17 protein-coding genes are annotated in these 19,207 nt (G+C 64.1%); 7 read left to right on the top strand and 10 right to left on the bottom strand.

Annotated elements, in window-relative coordinates:
* Positions 1-64: 64 nt before the first annotated feature.
* Positions 65-1,315, top strand: coding sequence for an MFS transporter (locus tag BLS08_RS06450; protein ID WP_017674875.1), 1,251 nt, complete (start codon positions 65-67; stop codon positions 1,313-1,315).
* Positions 1,316-1,573: 258 nt separating this feature from the next.
* Positions 1,574-3,832, top strand: a complete 2,259-nt coding sequence (ggpS, locus tag BLS08_RS06445) for a glucosylglycerol-phosphate synthase (RefSeq protein WP_017674876.1) — start codon at positions 1,574-1,576, stop codon at positions 3,830-3,832.
* A 139-nt stretch (positions 3,833-3,971) separates the two neighbouring features.
* Here the strand turns inward: ggpS and BLS08_RS06440 are convergent, their stop codons facing one another.
* From BLS08_RS06440 to zwf, 7 genes are all read right to left on the bottom strand, one after another.
* Positions 3,972-4,391: a VOC family protein gene (locus BLS08_RS06440; RefSeq protein WP_017674877.1), complete on the bottom strand. Its 420-nt coding sequence runs from the start codon at positions 4,389-4,391 to the stop codon at positions 3,972-3,974.
* A 2-nt stretch (positions 4,392-4,393) separates the two neighbouring features.
* Positions 4,394-4,828: a YciI family protein gene (locus BLS08_RS06435; protein ID WP_017674878.1), complete on the bottom strand. Its 435-nt coding sequence runs from the start codon at positions 4,826-4,828 to the stop codon at positions 4,394-4,396.
* A gap of 195 nt (positions 4,829-5,023) precedes the next feature.
* Complete coding sequence (locus tag BLS08_RS06430) at positions 5,024-5,557, bottom strand: REP-associated tyrosine transposase (RefSeq protein ID WP_017674879.1); 534 nt, start codon at positions 5,555-5,557, stop codon at positions 5,024-5,026.
* Between the two features lie 121 nt (positions 5,558-5,678).
* Entirely contained in the window at positions 5,679-7,601 is a 1,923-nt protein-coding gene (locus BLS08_RS06425; protein ID WP_017674880.1) for a methyl-accepting chemotaxis protein, read from the bottom strand.
* Positions 7,602-7,766: 165 nt separating this feature from the next.
* The gene (locus tag BLS08_RS06420) at positions 7,767-8,438 is read right to left on the bottom strand and encodes a bifunctional 4-hydroxy-2-oxoglutarate aldolase/2-dehydro-3-deoxy-phosphogluconate aldolase (protein WP_017674881.1); all 672 of its coding nucleotides are present in this window, start codon (positions 8,436-8,438) and stop codon (positions 7,767-7,769) included.
* A 1-nt stretch (position 8,439) separates the two neighbouring features.
* On the bottom strand, positions 8,440-9,153 hold the full coding sequence (pgl, locus tag BLS08_RS06415) for a 6-phosphogluconolactonase (protein ID WP_090336250.1): 714 nt from the start codon (positions 9,151-9,153) through the stop codon (positions 8,440-8,442).
* Complete coding sequence (gene zwf, locus BLS08_RS06410; protein WP_090336249.1) at positions 9,140-10,609, bottom strand: glucose-6-phosphate dehydrogenase; 1,470 nt, start codon at positions 10,607-10,609, stop codon at positions 9,140-9,142. The genes pgl and zwf overlap by 14 nt, the downstream gene beginning before the upstream one ends.
* 202 nt (positions 10,610-10,811) lie before the next feature.
* Here zwf and BLS08_RS06405 point away from each other — a divergent pair, with 202 nt between their 5' ends.
* From BLS08_RS06405 to sugE, 4 genes are all read left to right on the top strand, one after another.
* Positions 10,812-11,681: a MurR/RpiR family transcriptional regulator gene (locus tag BLS08_RS06405; protein ID WP_090336247.1), complete on the top strand. Its 870-nt coding sequence runs from the start codon at positions 10,812-10,814 to the stop codon at positions 11,679-11,681.
* Between the two features lie 19 nt (positions 11,682-11,700).
* Positions 11,701-11,841: a hypothetical protein gene (locus BLS08_RS26295; protein ID WP_167375870.1), complete on the top strand. Its 141-nt coding sequence runs from the start codon at positions 11,701-11,703 to the stop codon at positions 11,839-11,841.
* The gene (locus tag BLS08_RS06400; protein ID WP_059391281.1) at positions 11,829-12,776 is read left to right on the top strand and encodes a bile acid:sodium symporter family protein; all 948 of its coding nucleotides are present in this window, start codon (positions 11,829-11,831) and stop codon (positions 12,774-12,776) included. Before BLS08_RS26295 ends, BLS08_RS06400 begins: the two co-directional genes overlap by 13 nt.
* A 146-nt stretch (positions 12,777-12,922) precedes the next feature.
* Positions 12,923-13,237, top strand: coding sequence for a quaternary ammonium compound efflux SMR transporter SugE (gene sugE, locus BLS08_RS06395; protein ID WP_021490124.1), 315 nt, complete (start codon positions 12,923-12,925; stop codon positions 13,235-13,237).
* Positions 13,238-13,312: 75 nt separating this feature from the next.
* Here sugE and BLS08_RS06390 read toward each other — a convergent pair whose 3' ends face one another.
* Positions 13,313-15,187: an MFS transporter gene (locus BLS08_RS06390; RefSeq protein ID WP_090336245.1), complete on the bottom strand. Its 1,875-nt coding sequence runs from the start codon at positions 15,185-15,187 to the stop codon at positions 13,313-13,315.
* Between the two features lie 615 nt (positions 15,188-15,802).
* Between BLS08_RS06390 and BLS08_RS06385 the strand changes: the two genes are divergently transcribed.
* Positions 15,803-16,507 carry a 4'-phosphopantetheinyl transferase family protein gene (locus BLS08_RS06385; RefSeq protein ID WP_090336243.1) on the top strand — a complete coding sequence of 235 codons (705 nt, stop codon included), beginning with the start codon at positions 15,803-15,805 and terminating at the stop codon, positions 16,505-16,507.
* 103 nt (positions 16,508-16,610) lie between these two features.
* Here BLS08_RS06385 and BLS08_RS06380 read toward each other — a convergent pair whose 3' ends face one another.
* Both BLS08_RS06380 and BLS08_RS06375 read right to left on the bottom strand, forming a co-directional pair.
* A complete protein-coding gene (locus tag BLS08_RS06380; RefSeq protein WP_090336241.1) occupies positions 16,611-18,218 on the bottom strand; it encodes an ATP-binding protein in 1,608 nt (535 codons plus the stop codon).
* 10 nt (positions 18,219-18,228) lie between these two features.
* Complete coding sequence (locus tag BLS08_RS06375) at positions 18,229-18,984, bottom strand: winged helix-turn-helix domain-containing protein (RefSeq protein ID WP_017674890.1); 756 nt, start codon at positions 18,982-18,984, stop codon at positions 18,229-18,231.
* Between the last annotated feature and the right edge of the window lie 223 nt (positions 18,985-19,207).

Raw genomic sequence — 19,207 nt, 5'->3', positions numbered from 1 at the left:
AACGCAAAAAACATGGCGTACTTCATGCTTGCTATCAGGGGCACAGTTCCCTAGGGTAGTTTGCATGTGGTCCCTGATTGCCCCCATCAGTTCATTGCTGAGCGGGGTCGCGTTACTCCTGCTTGGCAATGGTCTGCTCAACACCCTCCTGACCCTGCGTGGCGTCGCCGAAGGCTACTCCACCACGATGCTCGGACTGATCATGTCCGGGTATTTCGTCGGGTTCCTCCTCGGTACCTGGCTGGCGACTCCGCTGGTCAAACGCATCGGGCACATTCGCGTGTTCGCCTGTTGTGCCGCCCTGGCTGCCATCGCTGCCCTGCTCCATCTGCTGCTGATAAATCCCTGGGTCTGGCTGGGCCTGCGGGTGCTCTATGGTCTGGGACTGGTGACGCTGTACATGGTCATCGAGAGCTGGCTCAACGCCCAGGCACCCAACGAGAAGCGCGGTCAGGTGTTCGCCGTGTACATGGCGGTCAACCTCGGCGCCCTGGCGCTGGCCCAGCAACTGCTGCACCTGGCCGACCCGGTGCAGTTCACCCTGTTCGCCATCGCCGCCATCCTCATCAGCGCCGCGTTGATGCCCATTACCCTCACCCGTCAGGCACAGCCGAGCCTGCCCGAGACACCGCCGAGCAACCTGCGCCAACTATGGAATATTGCGCCGCTGGCGATAATCGCCGCCGGCCTCTCCGGCCTTGCCATGGGCGGCTTCTGGGGCATGGCGCCGGTCTACGCCAGCCTGGCCGGCTTCGATACGTCCGGCGTCGGTCTGCTGATGACCGCAACCATTCTCGGTGGCGCCCTGCTGCAATGGCCCATCGGTATCTACTCGGATCGCCACGACCGGCGCCAGGTACTCCTCTGGGTGGTGATACTGGCAGTCGCCCTGGCGCTGATCATGAGCCTGCTGCCAGCCGGCCCGTTGCTGCTCGGCGCGATCTTTATCTGGGGCGGCCTGGCCTTCGCCATCTACCCCATCGCCGTCGCGCAACTGATCGACCAGTTGCACAGCGACGAGATTCTTTCCGGCTCCGCCAGCTTGCTGATGGTCAATGGCATCGGCTCGGTGTGCGGGCCGCTATTGGCCGGCCTGCTGATGGAGCAGCTGGGTGCCAGCGCACTGCCGCTGTACTTCGCCTGCACCCTCGGCCTGCTGGCCGCCTACACCTTTTACCGGCTGCGCCATGTCAGCGATCTGGTCAGCGGCGACGCTGCGCACTTCACGCCCATGCTGCGCACCAGCCCCACGGTATTGGAGCTGATGCCCGATGCGCCGCCCCACGAATCGACAGAGGAGACGATTCAGTCCTGAAGTCATAGAACCTGTTCAAAGACTCGCGAGCTAGAGCCAGGCAAGGCGAAGTCGAGCGAAGAAGCGGAGTTTACGTGCTGTAAATGAGCATTCTGAGCTCGACTTCAACGCAGCATGGCCGACGCGCAGCAGTCTTTGGACGGTTTCTTAAAGGCTGTTTCGGCAAGGCCTTGAGCCTACCCCAAGCAGCCAGAAACCCGGCCCCTCGGCCGCGCGCATTCGCGCCGAGCCGCAGTGGCCACTTCTGGAGAAACAACGATGCTATTAGCTACCGATCTGGATGGAACCTTTCTCGCTGGCGACCCCGAAGATCGCCTGAGCCTTTATCAGACCATCGCCGCCCACCCCGAGATCAAGCTCGCCTACGTCACCGGGCGCAGCCTGGAGGCGGTATTGCCGCTGCTGGCCGACCCGACGCTGCCGCAGCCGGACTACATCATCGCCGACGTCGGCGCGACGCTGGTGCATGGCGACAGCCTGCAACCGATCCAACAGCTGCAAAGCGTGGTCGATGCCCGCTGGCCCGGCGAAACCCAGGTAGCCAGCGTCATCGAGCCGTTCGGTCTGGAGCGTCAGGACGTGCCGCAGGCGCGCCGCTGCTCCTACTTCTGCACGCCTGAACAGGCGGTCAACCCGGCGCTGCGCGAGATCGCCGATGAGCTGGGTTGCGACCTGCTGTACTCCGCAGAGCTGTACCTGGACTTCCTGCCCAAGGGCGTGAACAAGGGCAGCAGCCTGCAGGCCCTGGCCGACTGGCTGGAGCTGAGCCATGACCAGGTACTGGCAGCCGGCGATACGCTCAATGACCTGTCCATGCTCAGCGCCAGTTTCCACGGTGTATGCGTCGGTCAGTCGGAAACCGCACTGCTGGAAGCCACCGCCAACCACTCGCGCACCCTGCATGCCAGCCGCCCTGGCTGCGGCGGCATTCTCGAAGCCTTCGCTCATTTCGGCTTTCTCGGCGAGCACGGCATCGCAGCCGAACGTCGCCAGGCCGCGCAACCAGGCAAGGCCGAACTGGTGATGGTCTATCACCGCCTGCCCTATGAGGAATACCGCAATGCCGCCGGCAAGCTGCAGCGTCGCCGCCCGACCTCGCCCAACGGCATCATTCCCACCCTGCTCAGCTTCTTCGGCGACGGCCGTCCCGGCTCCTGGGTGGCCTGGGCCGTACACGAGGACGGCGATGAGCCGTTCGACAGCCACACCACGGTGGACGCCGAGCGTTATCCCAAGCTCACCGCCGCGCGGGTCAAGCTGAGCAAGGAAGAAGTCGACATCTTCTACAAGCGCTTCTCCAAGGAAGCCTTCTGGCCGACCCTGCATACGTTCTGGGAACGCGCGATATTCAACGAGGACGACTGGCAGGTGTTCCTCAAGGTCAACCGCGCCTTCGCCGAACGCACCGCGCTGGAGGCCGCCGAAGGCGCCATCGTCTGGCTGCATGACTACAACCTGTGGATGGTGCCAGCCTACCTGCGCGAGCTGCGCCCGGACCTGCGCATCGCCTTCTTCCACCACACCTACTTCCCCTCGGCCGACGTGTTCAACGTGCTGCCCTGGCGCCGGCAGATCGTCGGCAGCCTGCTGCAGTGCGACTACATCGGCTTTCATATTCCGCGTCAGGTGGAGAACTTCGTCGACGTCGCCCGTGGTGTATTCCCGCTCAAGACCCTGGAGCGGCAGAGCTGCGCGCCGCGCTTCATCACCTATGGCTGCGCCGTGGGCCTGGAGCGCATGACCACCGCGCTGGACACCGGCACGCGCCAGGTCAAGCTCGGCGCGCACCCGGTCGGGCTGGACATCGACCGCGTACGCAATGCGCTGGAAGCACCAAAGATCAAGGAGCTGATGGGCCAGCTGCGCGAGGAAATGAAAGGCGTGAAGCTGATCCTCTCGGTCGAGCGCCTCGATTACACCAAGGGCATTCTGGAAAAGCTCAACGCCTACGAGCGCCTGCTGGCCGATAACCCCGAGCTGATCGGCAAGGTCACCCTGGTCACCGTGTGCGTACCGGCGGCACGCGAGATGAGGGTGTACGACGAACTGCAAACGCAGATCGAACAGGCAGTCGGCCGCATCAACGGCCGTTTCGCCCGCATCGGCTGGACGCCGCTGCAGTTCTTCTTCCGCAGCCTGCCCTTCGAGGAAGTCAGCGCCTGGTACGCCATGGCCGATGTCATGTGGATCACCCCATTGCGCGATGGCCTCAACCTGGTAGCCAAGGAGTTCGTCGCCGCGCAAGGCCTGCTCGGCGGACGTGGCGTGCTGGTGCTGTCGGAGTTCGCCGGCGCGGCGGCCGAGCTCAAGGGCGCGCTGCTGACCAACCCGCATGATCCGGCCGATCTGGCGCAGACCTGCTACCTGGCGCTGAACCTGCCCAAGAGCGAGGCCCAGGCGCGCCTGCGCGAGCTGTTCGATATCGTCTGCTACAACGACATTCGCCGCTGGGGCGAGGAGTTCCTCGCGGGCGTGCAAGTACAGGAAGAGCCCGAGCCGCTGACGCTGGTGAGCTAGAAAGCTCTTCGCGGCTGAAGCCGCTCCTACGGACCAATCAGGCCGTAGGAGCGGCTGGGCGGCACTCCGTTTCAGTCGCGAAGGCGCAGTCTCGTCTCCCCGGATTTCATCCGGGCTACGTTTGCCGAGAAACTCGCCGTCAACCCTGCTGGCTATCGACCATGCAGTTGATCATCCAGGACACGCCGAAACGGTCGGTAAGCATGGCGAAGCGGGTTGCCCAGAAGGTCGCCTGCAGCTCCATCTGCACCGAACCGCCGGCCGACAATGCCTCGTACAGGCGCTCGGCCTCCGGCACGTTGTCCACCTGCAGGGAAACGGAACACCCCTTGATCCCCTCATAGGGGTACTGCGGCAGATTGTCGGATGCCATCAGCAACTGATCGCCGACGGTCAGGCAGACGTGCATGACACGCTGCTGGTACTCGGCCGGAACCTCCATATCCTCGGGGCTGTCGGCGTAGCGCATCATCTCCAGCTTACCGCCGAAGACCTCGGCGTAGCGGTTGAAGGCGGCCTCGCACTGGCCATCGAACATCAGATAGGCATGCATCTTCATCGTTACTCTCCTTGATTTTCACTGCTCATGCGCGCGCGAATACGGTCTTCCTGCTCACGCAGCTCGGGGGTGAACTCGGCGCCGAAGTCCTCGGCCTCGAAGATCTGCCGAATCTCGATATCGGATTCGCCAGGCATGGGGTTGGGGCAACGCTTGACCCAGTCGATGCAGGCCTGCAGCGACTCGCACTGAAAGATCCAGAAGCCGGCCACCAGCTCCTTGGTCTCCATGAATGGGCCGTCGATCACCGAGCGCTGCGCCCCGGAAAACCGCACCCGCGCGCCCCTGGAGCTGGGGTGCAGACCTTCGGCAGCCTGAATCACGCCAGCGGCCGCCAGCTCTTCGTTGTAACGGCCCATGGCCGTCAGCAGCTCTTCGCTGGGCATCACACCGGCTTCGGAATCGGCCGTCGCTTTGACAATCACCATGAAACGCATCGCCTTTCTCCTTGTTCGAGTCGAAGTCGCGCGCAGGGTGTCTCCCTACGGCTGACAGTGAACCCAGGGCGGGGTTCTATGCAGTAGTCGAATGGGCGATGGAAGAATAGACAGGCACATTGAAAAAAGTCGGTGCGCGCGGACGCCGCTTAAGCCGTAGGGTGTCGCGGGGCCGCCTAGGCCGTGCGCACCGCGTCATTCACCGTACTCACCGTCACCCGTTTTGGCATCGCTACCCCAATCCGCTGGATACACACCCTCCTTCACCAAACGATGAAAGCTCGACCACGGCCAATCTGCCACGCGTTCGACCAAGCCATGCTTCACTGGATTGAAATGCAGGTAATCCATATGCCGCTGGTAATCGCCTTCATCACGAATACGGTGCTCCCAGAAGCGCCGCTGCCACAGCCCTGACTCACGACGCAAACTGCGACTCAAACTGATCGAACCGAACCCCGGCAAGGCCTGAGAAGTCAGGCGCTTGATCATCGACCAGCGTGAGCCAAAATCTGCATCCCCTTCAGGCAGACGCCAGACACAATGCAGATGATCGGGCAGCAGTATCCAACCTTCGATGATGAAGGGACGGTGTAAACGGACTCGTTCGATGGCACGGCGCAAGGCTGCGCGCAATGGCGCTTCGGTCAGCACCGGGCGACGCTGGTGGCTGACCAGCGTGAAGAAATAGCAGGCGCCCGCATCGCGAGCGCGGCGGTAGTTGGACATTCCTTGTCTCCTGAATTCTTGCCAGCAGATTCAGGATAGTCGGCGGTGCGCGCGGCGCACCCTACGGTTTGAACAGCGTAATTCTCGTAGGGTGCGCCGCGCGCACCGGCTCCAACTCAAATCAAACCCGGAAGCGGCTGACCATGGACTGCAGCTGGCCGCCCAGGCGCGCCAGCTCGGCCGAGGATTTGGCCGTTTCGTCGCTGGCAGTGGCGGTCTGCTCGGATACATCGCGCACGCTGAGGATGCTGCGGCTGATCTCCTCGGCCACGGCGCTCTGCTCTTCCGCGGCGGCGGCGATCTGCTGGTTCATCGACTGGATGTTGGACACCGCGAGGGTGATGCTGCCCAGCGAGTCGCCGGCCTTGCGCGTCAGCTCGACGCTGCTGTCGGTGAGGTTACGGCTGTTGCGCATCACCGCGGCGACCTGCTGGGTACCGCTCTGCAAGCCGGCGATCAGCGCCTCGATCTCCTCGGTGGATTTCTGCGTGCGCTGCGCCAGGCCGCGCACCTCGTCGGCGACCACGGCAAAACCGCGCCCCGCTTCACCGGCACGCGCAGCCTCGATGGCGGCGTTGAGCGCCAGCAGGTTGGTCTGCTCGGCTACCGACTTGATCACGTCCATCACGCTGCCGATCTTGTCGCTTTCCTGCTGCAGACCAGTCATCGCCTCGGAAGAGCGCCCCACTTCGGCAGCCAGACGCTCGATCTGCGAAATCACCTCGGCCACCACCTGGTCGCCCAGGCGCGCCTGGCCGTCCGCGTCGTTGGCCGCCTGCGAGGCCTGCTCGGCGTTGCGCGCCACTTCCTGCACGGTGGCGGACATCTCATGCATGGCGGTGGCCACCTGGTCGGTCTCGCTCTTCTGGCTGTTGGCGCCAGCGCTGGTCTGCTCGGTGACTGCCGACAGCTCCTCGGCGGCGCTGGCGATCTGGGTGACGCTGTCGCGGATGCCGCCGATCAGCTCGCGCAGGGTCGTGGCCATGTGCTGGATGCCCTGCTGCAGCTGGCCCATCTCGTCGCGGCGATCGACCCGCACGCTGGCAGTCAGGTCGCCATCGGCAATGCGCTTTACCGCACCCAGGGTGTCCTGCAATGGGCGGGTGATCTGACGGGTGATGATCCAGGCAGCCAGAACGCCGAACAGCAGGGCCAGCAGCGTGGCGCCGATCTGCAGACTACGCGCCTGGGCACTTTCGATGGCCATGCGCTCCATCTGGAACTTGTACAGCGTCTCGCTGATACGGACGATTTCGCCCTGCTGATCGGTCATTTCCTGACGGGTACGGGCGATATCGGCAGTGGCGGCCTTGAACGCCTGCACCGTCTGCTCGAACTGGCCGAGCGCGGTGGAGATCCGCCGCACAGCATCCTGCTGGGCGCTACCGAAAACCTGCTCCAGCGCAGCGAGGCTGCTGCGCGCAGTGCCGATGCGCTCGGCAAGGGCCTGCTCGGTCTGGGCATCAGGTGCGCTTTCATAGCGCTCAAGCAGATAACGCAGACGCAGCAGCTCACCATGAGTGAGCGTCAGGGCCTGCAGCTGCTCGAAGCGACGACCGTCGTATTCCGGCAGCAGCTCCACGCTGCGTCGCATCGCGCCCAGCAGTTCGCTCAGCTGCTGGTCTTCGCTACTGACCTGGCCACGTGCCTGCTCGGCGGCCGTGTAGGCTGCACGCATACCCGCCAGTGAACGCTGGTAATCCTGGTTGTAGCGGTCCTGCTCCTGCAGCAGCTTGACGTTCACCGGATTGGTGAAGGTCCCCAGCAGCAGCTTCTGCTGCTCGAGATAGAGGTTCAGGTTGGTCAGCAGACGCTCGGTGCTGGCGGCGTCGCCCTTTGCCAGCATGAACTGCAGGCGGGCGATACGCAGGTTGGTCAGCGTTGCATTGAGCTGGGTGATCTCGCTCATCCAGGTGCTGCGCTGGATCACGCTGCCCAGGCCGCTCCAGGCGGTCCAGGCCAGAGCCAGGGTAAGCACCAGCACCAGGCCGAAGCCAAGCGCGAGTTTGCGGGTAACGCTGAGATTAGCGAACCAGGTGTTCATGACAATTCTCCAACTGCGGATGTTTCAGGTTTCGCTGGAGAATTGTTTTTGTTGAAGCCAGCACAAGGGATCAGCTGACGTACCAAGCGACCACTACGGCACAGATTTTAAGCGGGTGCGACATTCTGCAGCGGCGCCGCCACCATTAGCAGCGCCACGTTCGCATCAGCCAAGCAGTTGCAGCGCCTCGACGCTGCATTGCTGGATGCGCGCCCAATCGCTGTTTTCCACCCACTCGCGCTGGAACATCCAGGTGCCGCCTACGCACATGACGTTGGGCTGCGCCATGTAGCGCTGCAGATTGTCCGGGGTGATGCCACCGGTGGGGCAGAAGCGCACCCCGCCGAAAGGCCCGGCCAGCGCCTTGAGCGCCGCGACGCCACCGCAGATCTCCGCCGGGAACAGCTTGAAGCGGCGATACCCCAGGGCGTAACCGACCATCAGCTCCGACGCGCTGCTCACGCCTGGCAGCAGTGGCAACGGGTTGTCCAGCGCGGCCAGCAACAGCTCGCGTGTGCTGCCCGGCGTGACGATGAACTGTGCACCGGCCGCGGTCGCCGCCGCGAGCATGTCTTCATCCAATACGGTACCGGCACCCACGCAAAGCTCGGGACGCTCGGCGCGCAGGCGACGAATCGCCTCCAGGCCATGCTCCGAGCGCAACGTCACTTCCAGCACACGCAGACCGCCAGCGGCCAGGGCATCGGCCAGCGGCAGGATATCCGCCTCACGGGCGATGGTGATCACCGGCATGATCCGCGCCTGCGCGCAGATGCGGTCGATCTCGGCGATTTTGTCGGCCATGCGCGCGCGCTGGCCTTGGTCGAGGCTAGTCATGTCAGGGGCACCAATGGATTTCAAGAGAGGAATTGAGGAAGGCGCGGATCGGCAGTTGGGCGATCTCACCGGGCATCAGCGCCTTAGTCAGGACGTTCAATTTCGCCTGCCCCTGGATCGCCAGCAGCGGCAGGCGTGCGCTGGTCAGCATCGGCAGGGTCAGGGTCAGGCGTTGCGTCGGCTCGCTCGGGGCAAGCATCGGCAGCACGCGGCGCGCGCAGTCCGGCTGCAACGCCTGGTGCAGATTGGGGCTATGCGGGAACAGCGAGGCGGTATGACCGTCATCGCCCATGCCCAGCACCAGCACGTCGATCGGCGCCAGTTCGGCGACCGCAGCATCGGCCAGCTCGGCCGCCTGCTCGAGGCTGCCGGCAACCTGGTAGAGGCTGAGAAAACGGGCTTCGGCGGCCGCACCACGCAGCAGATGACGGCGCACCAGCGCCTCGTTGCTGCCGGCGTGATTGACCGGCACCCAGCGTTCATCGGCCAGGCTGACCAGCACCTGCGCCCAGGGCAACGCCTGCTGCGCCAGCGCCTCGAAGAACGGCACCGGGCTGCGACCGCCGGACACCACCAGGGTGGCCTGGCCGCGACTGGCGATGGCCTGGCGCAACGCATCGGCCACACGCACGGCCAAGGCCTGAGCCAGTTGCTCGGCACCATCGTGCGGGCAAGCCTGCACGCCTGGCGGCAGTTTCAGTTCAGAGATCGCCATACCAACTCCTGCCATCTCGGGTGATCAGTGCGACCGACGCCATGGGCCCCCAGCTGCCGGCGGTGTAGGGCTTCGGCGCCTCGCCGAGACGATGCCAGCCGTCGATCAACTGATCGCACCACTGCCAGGCGTACTCGATCTCGTCCTTGCGCACGAACAGGTTCTGGTTGCCGCGCATCACTTCAAGCAGCAGACGCTCATAGGCATCAGGGATGCGCGCACTGCGGTAGGTATCGGAGAAACTCAGCTGCAGCGGGCCGCTGCGCAGCTGCATGCCCTTGTCCAGGCCCTGATCCTTGGTCAGCACCTGCAGGGCGATGCCCTCGTCCGGCTGCAGGCGGATGATCAGCTTGTTGCCGATCAGCTGACGCTGCTCCGGGGCGAAGATGTAGTGCGGCGGCGCCTTGAAGTGGATGACGATCTGCGACAGCTTCTGCGGCATGCGCTTGCCGGTGCGCAGGTAAAACGGCACGCCGGCCCAGCGCCAGTTGCGAATGTCGGCACGCAGGGCGACGAAGGTTTCGGTGTCGCTCTGGGTATTGGAGTTCTCTTCCTCCAGGTAGCCCGGCACCGGTCGCCCATCACTGCTGCCGGCCACGTACTGGCCGCGCACCACGCGCTGGCCGAGTTGCTCGACGCTGATCGGCTCCAGCGCCTTGAGCACCTTGACCTTCTCATCACGAATACTGTCGGCCGACAGGTCGCTGGGCGGGTCCATGGCGATCAGGCAAAGCAACTGCAGCAGGTGGTTCTGGATCATGTCGCGCAGTTGCCCGGCCTGATCGAAGTAACCCCAACGCCCTTCGATACCGACCTTCTCGGCCACGGTGATTTCCACGTGGGAGATGTGGTTCTGGTTCCACTGGGTTTCGAACAGGCTGTTGGCGAAACGCAGGGCAATCAGGTTCTGCACCGTCTCCTTGCCCAGGTAATGGTCGATGCGATAGACGCGGTTCTCCGGAAACACCTGAGCCACGGCATCGTTGACCGCACGCGAGGACGTCAGGTCATGGCCGATCGGCTTTTCCAGCACTACCCGCGTGCCCTCGGCCAGCCCGACGGCGGCCAGGTTGGCGCAGATGCCGCCATACACCGAGGCGGGCGTGGCGAAGTAGGCGATCAACTGATCCTGCGCGCTGACATGCTCGAGCAACGCCGAGTAGTCCTCGGCCTTGAGAAAATCCATGCTCAGGTAGCTCAGACGCGCGAGGAACCGCGTCAGGTCGGTTTCCGTCAGCTCCTTGGCTGGCACGTGCAGGCGCAACGCCTGTTCGATGGCGCGCAGGTGGTCACTCGGCTCGCCCGTTTCGCGGGCCAAAGCGAGGATGCGCGTGGCATCGTGCAGCAAACCGGCACGATCGAGCTGGTAAAGCGCGGGAAACAGCTTGCGCAAGGCCAGATCGCCCAGCGCGCCGAACAAGGCAAAGGTGCAGGATTCAAGCTTCATCGCGGGCATGAGTTTGTTCTTTTATCAAGATGAACTAGAAATACCGGGTGATACTGCATTTATCAAGGAAAAATATTGTTATAGCAACAACATTATTCACAATACCCGATAAGTCAGTGGTGACCTTGGGGCGGCATCAGTAGGATAGGCCGGTTGTTTTACCGCCCATCGCCTGTCGCCAAGCCCGTTCAACCGCCTGTTAGGAGCCCCTATGGACCGAGTGCGCAACCTGCTGGAACAGATCCAGAGCCGCCTTGACGACCTGAACAAGGCCGAACGCAAGGTCGCCGAAGTGATCCTGCATGATCCGCAGCAGGCCACGCGCTTCAGCATCGCCGCACTGGCCCAGGCGGCGGGTGTCAGCGAGCCGACGGTCAACCGTTTCTGCCGCTCGTTCGGCGCCAACGGCTACCCGGAACTAAAGATGCAACTGGCGCAGAGCCTGGCCAGCGGCGCCGCCTACGTCAGCCGCGCGGTATCGGCCGACGACGGCCCCGAGGCCTACACCCGGAAGATCTTCGGCAGCACCATCGCCTCGCTGGACACTGCCTGCCAGAGCCTCGACCCGCAGCACGTCAGCCGCGCCGTCGACCTGCTGATCCAGGCGCGGCAGATCCATTTCTTCGGCCTCGGCGCCTCGGCGTCGGTGGCACTGGACGCGCAGCACAAGTTCTTTCGCTTCAACCTGGCAGTGTCAGCGCATTCCGACGTGCTGATGCAGCGCATGATCACCTCGGTGGCGCACACCGGTGATCTGTTCGTGATCATTTCCTACACCGGGCGCACCCGCGAGCTGGTGGAGGTGGCGCGCCTGGCGCGCGAGAATGGCGCCTCGGTGCTCGGCCTTACCGCTGCCGGCTCGCCCCTGGCCAAGGCCAGCACCCTGAGCCTGGACATTCCACTGCCGGAAGACACCGACATCTACATGCCGATGACCTCGCGCATCATCCAGCTCACCGTGCTCGACGTGCTCGCCACCGGCGTCACCCTGCGCCGTGGCGTGGACTTCCAGCCGCACCTGCGCAAGATCAAGGAAAGTCTGACCGCCAGCCGCTACCCGGCGGATGAAGAGCCGCTCTAGGGCTTTTGTAGGAGCCAGCTTGCTGGCGATCGGTTCTATCGACATTCCTTGGGAAAGCATCGCCGGCAAGCCGGCTCCTACAGTTCTGGTGCGCTGGACGCTTCTGGTAGGCTTGCCGGCTTTTCCGAACCTGCCAGGAAATCTGCCATGCAAGCACTGATTGCCCTCAGCCGTTTTATCGGCAACACCTTCGCCGTCTGGGTGTTGCTGTTCGCCGTCATGGCCTTCTTCCAGCCCAGCTGGTTCCTGCCACTGACCGCCTGGATCGTGCCGCTGCTCGGGCTGATCATGTTCGGCATGGGACTGACCCTCAAAGGCGCGGACTTCCAGGAAGTCGCCCGCCGCCCGCTGGCCGTGCTGCTTGGCGTGCTGGCTCAGTTCATCATCATGCCCTGCACCGCCTGGCTGCTGTGCCAGGCATTCGCCCTGCCGCCGGAAATCGCCGTGGGCGTGATTCTGGTGGGCTGCTGCCCAGGCGGTACCGCCTCCAACGTGATCACCTGGTTCGCCCGTGGCGACCTGGCGCTGTCGGTCTCGATCACCGCCGTCACCACCCTGCTCGCCCCGCTCGTGACCCCGGCACTGATCTGGCTGCTGGCCTCGGAGTGGCTGCCAGTGTCGTTCAACGCCATGTTCATCTCCATCCTCAAGATGGTGCTACTGCCCATCGCCCTCGGCCTGATCGCCCAGCGCCTGCTCGGCGAGCGGGTGAAGACCGCCGTCGAGGTGCTGCCGCTGATTTCCGTGGTGAGCATCGTCGCCATCGTCGCCGCCGTAGTCGCGGCCAGCCAGGGCAAGATCGCCGAATCGGGCCTGCTGATCATGGCCGTGGTGATGCTGCACAACGGCATCGGCCTGGGCCTGGGTTACCTGGCTGGACGCCTGTTCGGCATGTCCCTGGCGCAGCGCAAGACGCTGTCCATCGAAGTCGGCATGCAGAACTCCGGCCTCGGCGCCGCCCTGGCCAGCGCCCACTTCAGCCCGCTTGCCGCCGTGCCCAGCGCACTGTTCAGCGTCTGGCACAACCTGTCCGGCCCGCTACTGGCGACCATTTATCGTCGAATGAGTCAGGATTCAGAGAAAAGCTCCAGCTGAATCAACAAGTTCCGCTGATCCGGGACACCTTGCCCCGGCTCCGCCAATGTGCACAATAATGGCGCACGCGAGGACGACCTCCGCACCCTGAACGCAGGGTGACCCACCCGGGGACGGCCCCTTTCAGGGCTCACTGGAGGTTAGCTATGTCCTGGATCATTCTGCTGCTCGCCGGCCTGTTCGAGGTCGGCTGGGCCATCGGCCTGAAATACACCGAAGGCTTCACCCGCCCCCTGCCAACGCTGCTGACCGTCTGCGCCATGCTGGTCAGCCTGGCCCTGCTCGGCCTGGCCATGAAGGAACTGCCGCTGGGCACCGCCTACGCCATCTGGACCGGCGTCGGCGCCGTGGGCACGGTGATCGCCGGCATCATCCTGTTTGGCGAATCCATGGCGCTGCTGCGCCTGGCCAGCGTGGCACTGATCGTCTGCGGGCTGATCGGACTCAAGTTGAGCCACTGAGAAAGCCGGAATCCAGCTTCGTGGGAGGCGCTTTAGCGGCGAATCGCGGCTGAAGCCCCTCCCACATGATTCAAGTCAACGCCAATCCCCACGCAAGGCCGCCACCTGCGCCTGCAGCGCCTCACGCCTGGCCTGCTCCGGCGCAATCGGCGCACCGGCCACCAGGCCCACCCGCGACCACAGGCGCTTGAAGATGCCTTTGTGCGGGTCGCGACTGAAGAAGCTGCCCCACAGGCCTTGCAGCGCCATGGGAATCACCGGCACCGGGTTCTCCTCGAGAATACGCTCGACCCCCGACCTGAACTCGTCGATCTCACCATCAGCGGTCAGCTTGCCTTCGGGGAAGATGCACACCAGCTCGCCATTGCGCAGGTACTCGGCGATCTTCTTGAACGCCGCGTCGTAGATCAGCAGATCCTCACTGCGTCCGGCAATCGGCACGGTACCGGCGGTGCGGAAGATGAAGTTGAGCACCGGCAGGTCGTAGATCTTGTAGTACATGACGAAGCGCACCGGCCGCCGCACTGCGCCGCCGATCAGCAGCGCATCGACGAAGGACACGTGGTTGCACACCAGTACCGCCGCGCCCTCGTCGGGGATGGCGTCGAGCCCCTTGTGCTCCACCCGGTACATCGAATGCCCCAGCAGCCAGATGAGAAAACGCATGCTGAACTCGGGGACGATCTTGAAGATGTAGCTGTTGACCGCGATGTTCATCAGCGAGATGGCCAGGAACAGCTGCGGAATCGACAGCCCTGCGACGCTGAGAAAGAGGATCGCGACAATGGCCGAGGCCACCATGAACAACGCATTGAGGATGTTGTTGGCCGCAATCACCCGCGCCCGCTCGTGCTCGGCGGTACGCGACTGGATCAGCGCATACAGCGGCACGATGTAGAAACCGCCGAACAGACCGATGCCGAGAATGCAGCCGAGAATCCACCAGGCCTGGCCGTAGCCCAGCAGCGCCAGCCAGTCATGCGGCGTGGCGCCCTGCGGGAAACCGCCGGAGAACCACCACAGCAGCATGCCGAACAGGGTCAGGCCGATGGAGCCGAACGGCACCAGGCCGATCTCCACCTTGTGCCCACTCATGCGCTCACAGAGCATCGAGCCCAGGCCGATGCCCAGCGAGAACACGGTGAGAATCAACGTCACCACGCTCTCGTCGCCGTACAGCCACTCCTTCGAGTAAGCCGGAATCTGCGTCAGGTAGATCGCGCCGAGAAACCAGAACCAGGAGTTGCCCACCAGCGAGCGCGACACCGCCTTACGCTGGCCCAGACCGAGCTTCATGATCACCCAGGACTGACGGAAGATGTTCCAGTCCAGCGGCAGCGTCGGCATCGCCGCCGCCGCGCGCGGGATGCCCTGGCTGGCCAGATAGCCAAGCAGCGCCACAGCCACCACCGAACCAGCGACGATGGACGCATAACTGCTGCTGGCCATCATGATGCCAGCGCCGATGGTGCCGGCCAGAATCGCCAGGAAGGTACCCATTTCCACCAGGGCGTTACCGCCCACCAGCTCCTGCTCCTTGAGGTGCTGCGGCAGGATCGAATACTTCACCGGGCCGAACAGCGCCGACTGGGTGCCCATGGCGAACAGCACGGCGAGCATCAGCGGCAGACTGTCGAGCAGCACCCCGGCGGCGCCGGTGAGCATGATGAACACCTCGGCCAGCTTGATCCTGCGGATCAGCGCATCCTTGGCGAACTTCTCGCCAAACTGCCCGCCGAGGGCGGAAAACAGAAAGAACGGCAGGATGAACAGCAAGGCGCAGAGATTGACCAGCAGATCGCGGTCAACCCCGGTGTTGAGCTTGAAGAGGATGGCGAGAATCAGCGACTGCTTGAAGATGTTGTCATTGAAGGCGCCGAGCAATTGCGTCACGAAAAACGGCAGAAAACGCTTCTTGCCGAGCAGGGCGAATTGCGATTGTTGGGTCATCGTCCATGGTCCTCGCGGGGGATTGATTTGCCCGCACAGGCATTTGACTGCAAATCCCCCCACGAAAGCCACAGGGCAAATGCGAACGTCTTGGCGATCACACGAAGGGCCGGGAGGGTCGTGTAGGGTGGATGTCGCTTTTTACATCCACCAAAGCGGTGGATCGGTGAAGCGTGATCCACCCTACGCATTTCGGCATTGCGTAGGGTGCGCCGTGCACCACGATGCCGCCGAATCCTCGGTGTACCGCGCCGCCAAACAAAGGATGCTGTAGGAGCCGGCTTGCCGGCGATCCCGTACATCAGCGCAGCTATCGCCGGCAAGCCGGCTCCTACGAACTGGTGACACCTCAGACACCGACTGCTCACTAGGCCTCTTGCCACAGCAGCAAATGAGAGACGAAAAAAAACGGCAGCCCAATCGGGCTACCGTTCTCGAACTCGGAGAAAACGTCAGTGCCCTCGCACTGACTACAACCTCACCTGCATTCCCTGGGGAATGCCAGCGCAGTCTGACAAAAGCCGAGGCCAGCGTCCGTTTAGCTTTGTTACCTGCCTGCAAAGAAATGTAAACGGCGGATGACTGCACGGTCCGCCGCGCGGCACAATCGCGCCCATGAACGCTCATCACCCCGCCTGCTGCAGCCCTCTCGACACGCACAACCCGCTGCCAAACGCGCTTGCCGGCGCGCAGCTGATCAGCACGCGCTTCGACCCGGCCCTGCTCGCAGAGGATGACTTCGCTCGCTGCGATATCCCCCCGGTACGCGGCGTGGCCAAGCGTCAGGCCGAATACCTGGCCGGACGCCTGTGCGCCCGCGAAGCCCTGCGCCGCGTGACTGGCCAGGCCAGCGTACCGGCTGTAGGTGAAGACCGCGCGCCGCAATGGCCGCGTGGCGTGGTCGGCTCCATCACCCACGGCGACAACTGGGCTGCCGCGCTGGTAGCCGCCCGAGATCAGTGGCGCACCGTCGGCATGGACGTTGAACGCCTGCTGCCCCACGAGCGCGCCCAACGACTGCAGGGTGAAATCCTCACTCCCGCCGAACTGCAACACCTGCAAGCTCTGGATGAAGAGACCCGCGCCACGCGCATCAGCCTGACTTTCTCGCTCAAGGAAAGCCTGTTCAAGGCGCTCTACCCGCTGACCCTGACGCGCTTCTATTTCCATGACGCCGAACTGCTGGACATCGACCAGGACCGCGCGCGCCTGCGCCTGCTGATCGACCTGCACCCCGATTGGCGCACGGGCGCCGAGCTGGATGGCCAGTTCGTGCTGTTCGATAACAAGGTTCTGAGCCTGGTGGCGGTGGCGGCGTGACCATGCGCCCCCGCCGTAAGTGGATAAGCCGGTGCGCGCGGCGCACCCTACGGATCGCGGGTAGGGTGCGCCATGCGCACCGGACCCAACACGCAAACGTGCCCTACTCCCCCTGACGCCGTGGCCACACCAGGCTGAAACGCGCGCCACCGAGGCTCTCGCTGCGGCCGATCTGCGCCCGACCGCCATGCCAGTAGATGATCCGGCGCACGATGGACAGCCCCAACCCGTGCCCGCCAGAAGCCCGTGTACGGCTGTCATCGAGACGCAGGAAGGGACTGAACAGGCGCTCCCAGGCTTCTTCCGGCACACCCGGCCCGTCGTCCTCAACGTCGATGCGGCAACGCTTGTAGCCGACCTGACAGCTGATCAGCACCTTGCCTTCGGCATAGCGCATGGCATTGCTCACCAGATTCTGCAGCGCACGGTGCAGGTAGCGCGGCTCGGCCTCAACCCAGCAGGCGCCCTCGGCCTGCACGCTGAGCACCGCACCACACTCCACACGCACCTTGTTGCTCAGCGGCGCCAGCTCGTCGATCACCTGGTCGATCAGCGCCTTGAGCTCCACCTGCTGGAAATTCAGCGCCGGCGAACCCTGCTCCAGGCGCGCGTAGGTCAGCATCTCGTCGACCAACTTGTCGAGGTCCTGGATATCGCTGTCCATGCCGTCCATGTACTTGCGCCGGGCACTTTCGTTCGGCGCGTCGGCGATCATCTCCAGGCCGAAACGCAGCCGCGCCACCGGCGTGCGCAGCTCGTGGGACACCGCTCGCACCAGCTCGCGCTGCGTGCTCAGGGACGTCTGCAGGTGCTCGGCCATGGCGTTGAAGCTGCTGGCCAGGCGCCCCACCGAATCCGCACCGCGAGCCGGCACTCGCGCATCCAGACGACCGCTGGCGATATGCGTGGCAGCCCCTTCAAGTACGCGCAGGCGCTGCTCCAGCGAGCGAACCAGCAGATAGACGATCAAGCCGATCAGGCTCAGCCCCAGCGCACCGATCAGCACCAGCAGCTGCGGCGGATAGGGGTTCATCTGGTATAGCGGGCCGATCTCCAGCACCCAGGGCGTATCGACGATGCCGGAGAACACATAGATGGAGTCGCCGCCCTTGCCCAGCGCCATCACCGTATCGCCCTCGTCGATACGCCTGCGCTGGTCGAGGTCGATGGTGGCTTCCTCGAGCCGCACCAACTGCAGATCAAAGCCGAACTGCTTGGCCGCCTTCAATTCGGCCAGGCGCTGCGGCTGCTCATGCACCGGGTAGCGCACCAGTTCGTCGATCAGCAGGTAGTTGGTGGCCCGCGCCAGCTGCTCGCTGATCTGCTGGATCTCGCCGGTCAGCAGCAGCGGCTGCTTGCCGTCGAGCAGGCCATAGACCTTGGCCGAATGCGGGCCAGTCTGCTGCACCAGCACCTGGCCGCGCTGCAGCCGGTTGCGCTCGCTGCTTTCAAGCGGCACCTCGCTCAGGGCCTGCAGCTCCAGGGGGATGCCGAGCAGACGCGACCACACCACCAGGGCGCGCCGGCGTTCCACCTCGTTCATCGGCAGCAGGTTGTCCGCCATCAGGCGGAAGGTGCCGCGCGCCAGCCCTTCGCGGTACTGATCGCCGCGCACCTCGTTGACCAGGTGCAAGGTGCCGACGCCCAGCAGCGCCACCAGCACCAGCGCGGCGAGCATGCCGCCATAGATGCGCAGGAAGATGGAATTCATGGCCGCCCGATCAATCGCGCAGGATCGGCGGCGCATCACCGAACGGCAGCGCCTCGGCGGCCTCGGCGACGAACAAATAACCCTTGCTGCGCACCGTCTTGATCATCCGCGGGTGCATCGGGTCATCGCCGATCTTCGGGCGGATGCGCGAAATACGCACGTCAATGGAACGGTCCTGGCCGTCGTACTCGATACCGCGCAGGGAATTGAAGATTTCCTCGCGCGACAGGATGCGCCCGGCATTGGCCGCCAGCAGCCAGAGCAGATCGAACTCGGCGCTGGTCAGCTCGATGCCCTGCTCGCCCAGCCAGGCTTCGCGCATGGCGCTGTCGATGGCCAGCGCGCCGAACTGCAGACGCCGCGGCTGACCTTCATCACGCTCGCTTTCGCTACCCTCACGGCGGCGCAGCAGCGCACGAATGCGCGCCAGCAGCACACGCGGGCGCACCGGCTTGCACACGTAGTCATCGGCGCCCATCTCCAGGCCCAGCACCTGGTCCATATCGTCGGTGCGCGCGGTGAGCATCAGGATCGGCCCCTTGTAGCCGCTGCGCACCTTGCGGCAGATGCTCAGGCCATCTTCACCCGGCAGCATCAGGTCGAGGATCACCAGATGCGGTTGCTCGGCGAGAATCCGCGCCGCCGCACGCGCGCCATCGGCTTCGATGGCCACACGCAGGCCGTTGCCCTCCAGATACTCGCGGGTCAACTGCGCCAGGCGCTGGTCATCCTCGACGATCAGAATCTGCCACGCTTCTTGTTCCACACCCTTTCCCCTTTGCATAGCGGCAAGTGCCGCAAACACCGCCGTCATTCTAGGGGCTGAGCGCGTCTCGGTGCGAGCGACAAACCAGCGCCCAGACCTGGCGCCTGGTTAAGCACAGCACATGCCAAAAGCACTATATATAGTGGTAGTCTGTGCGCCACCGAACAGCTTCGCCACGTCGCTGAAAACCTTCCGCCAGGAGCGACGAACGGTCATTAGCAGC

The sequence above is a fragment of the Ectopseudomonas chengduensis genome (assembly GCF_900102635.1).
Lineage (GTDB): Bacteria > Pseudomonadota > Gammaproteobacteria > Pseudomonadales > Pseudomonadaceae > Aquipseudomonas > Aquipseudomonas chengduensis.
Note: the sequence above shows the minus strand (reverse complement) of the source record. Positions and strands in the feature narration are given on the sequence as shown.

Excerpts from the sequence above, each read along its gene's own strand:
- BLS08_RS06450 (WP_017674875.1), top strand. The coding sequence starts at position 65 with ATGTGGTCCCTGATTGCCCCCATCAGTTCATTGCTGAGCGGGGTCGCG.
- ggpS (WP_017674876.1), top strand. The coding sequence starts at position 1,574 with ATGCTATTAGCTACCGATCTGGATGGAACCTTTCTCGCTGGCGACCCC.
- BLS08_RS06440 (WP_017674877.1), bottom strand. The coding sequence starts at position 4,391 with ATGAAGATGCATGCCTATCTGATGTTCGATGGCCAGTGCGAGGCCGCC.
- BLS08_RS06435 (WP_017674878.1), bottom strand. The coding sequence starts at position 4,828 with ATGCGTTTCATGGTGATTGTCAAAGCGACGGCCGATTCCGAAGCCGGT.
- BLS08_RS06430 (WP_017674879.1), bottom strand. The coding sequence starts at position 5,557 with ATGTCCAACTACCGCCGCGCTCGCGATGCGGGCGCCTGCTATTTCTTC.
- BLS08_RS06425 (WP_017674880.1), bottom strand. The coding sequence starts at position 7,601 with ATGAACACCTGGTTCGCTAATCTCAGCGTTACCCGCAAACTCGCGCTT.
- BLS08_RS06420 (WP_017674881.1), bottom strand. The coding sequence starts at position 8,438 with ATGACTAGCCTCGACCAAGGCCAGCGCGCGCGCATGGCCGACAAAATC.
- pgl (WP_090336250.1), bottom strand. The coding sequence starts at position 9,153 with ATGGCGATCTCTGAACTGAAACTGCCGCCAGGCGTGCAGGCTTGCCCG.
- zwf (WP_090336249.1), bottom strand. The coding sequence starts at position 10,609 with ATGCCCGCGATGAAGCTTGAATCCTGCACCTTTGCCTTGTTCGGCGCG.
- BLS08_RS06405 (WP_090336247.1), top strand. The coding sequence starts at position 10,812 with ATGGACCGAGTGCGCAACCTGCTGGAACAGATCCAGAGCCGCCTTGAC.
- BLS08_RS06400 (WP_059391281.1), top strand. The coding sequence starts at position 11,829 with ATGCAAGCACTGATTGCCCTCAGCCGTTTTATCGGCAACACCTTCGCC.
- sugE (WP_021490124.1), top strand. The coding sequence starts at position 12,923 with ATGTCCTGGATCATTCTGCTGCTCGCCGGCCTGTTCGAGGTCGGCTGG.
- BLS08_RS06390 (WP_090336245.1), bottom strand. The coding sequence starts at position 15,187 with ATGACCCAACAATCGCAATTCGCCCTGCTCGGCAAGAAGCGTTTTCTG.
- BLS08_RS06385 (WP_090336243.1), top strand. The coding sequence starts at position 15,803 with ATGAACGCTCATCACCCCGCCTGCTGCAGCCCTCTCGACACGCACAAC.
- BLS08_RS06380 (WP_090336241.1), bottom strand. The coding sequence starts at position 18,218 with ATGAATTCCATCTTCCTGCGCATCTATGGCGGCATGCTCGCCGCGCTG.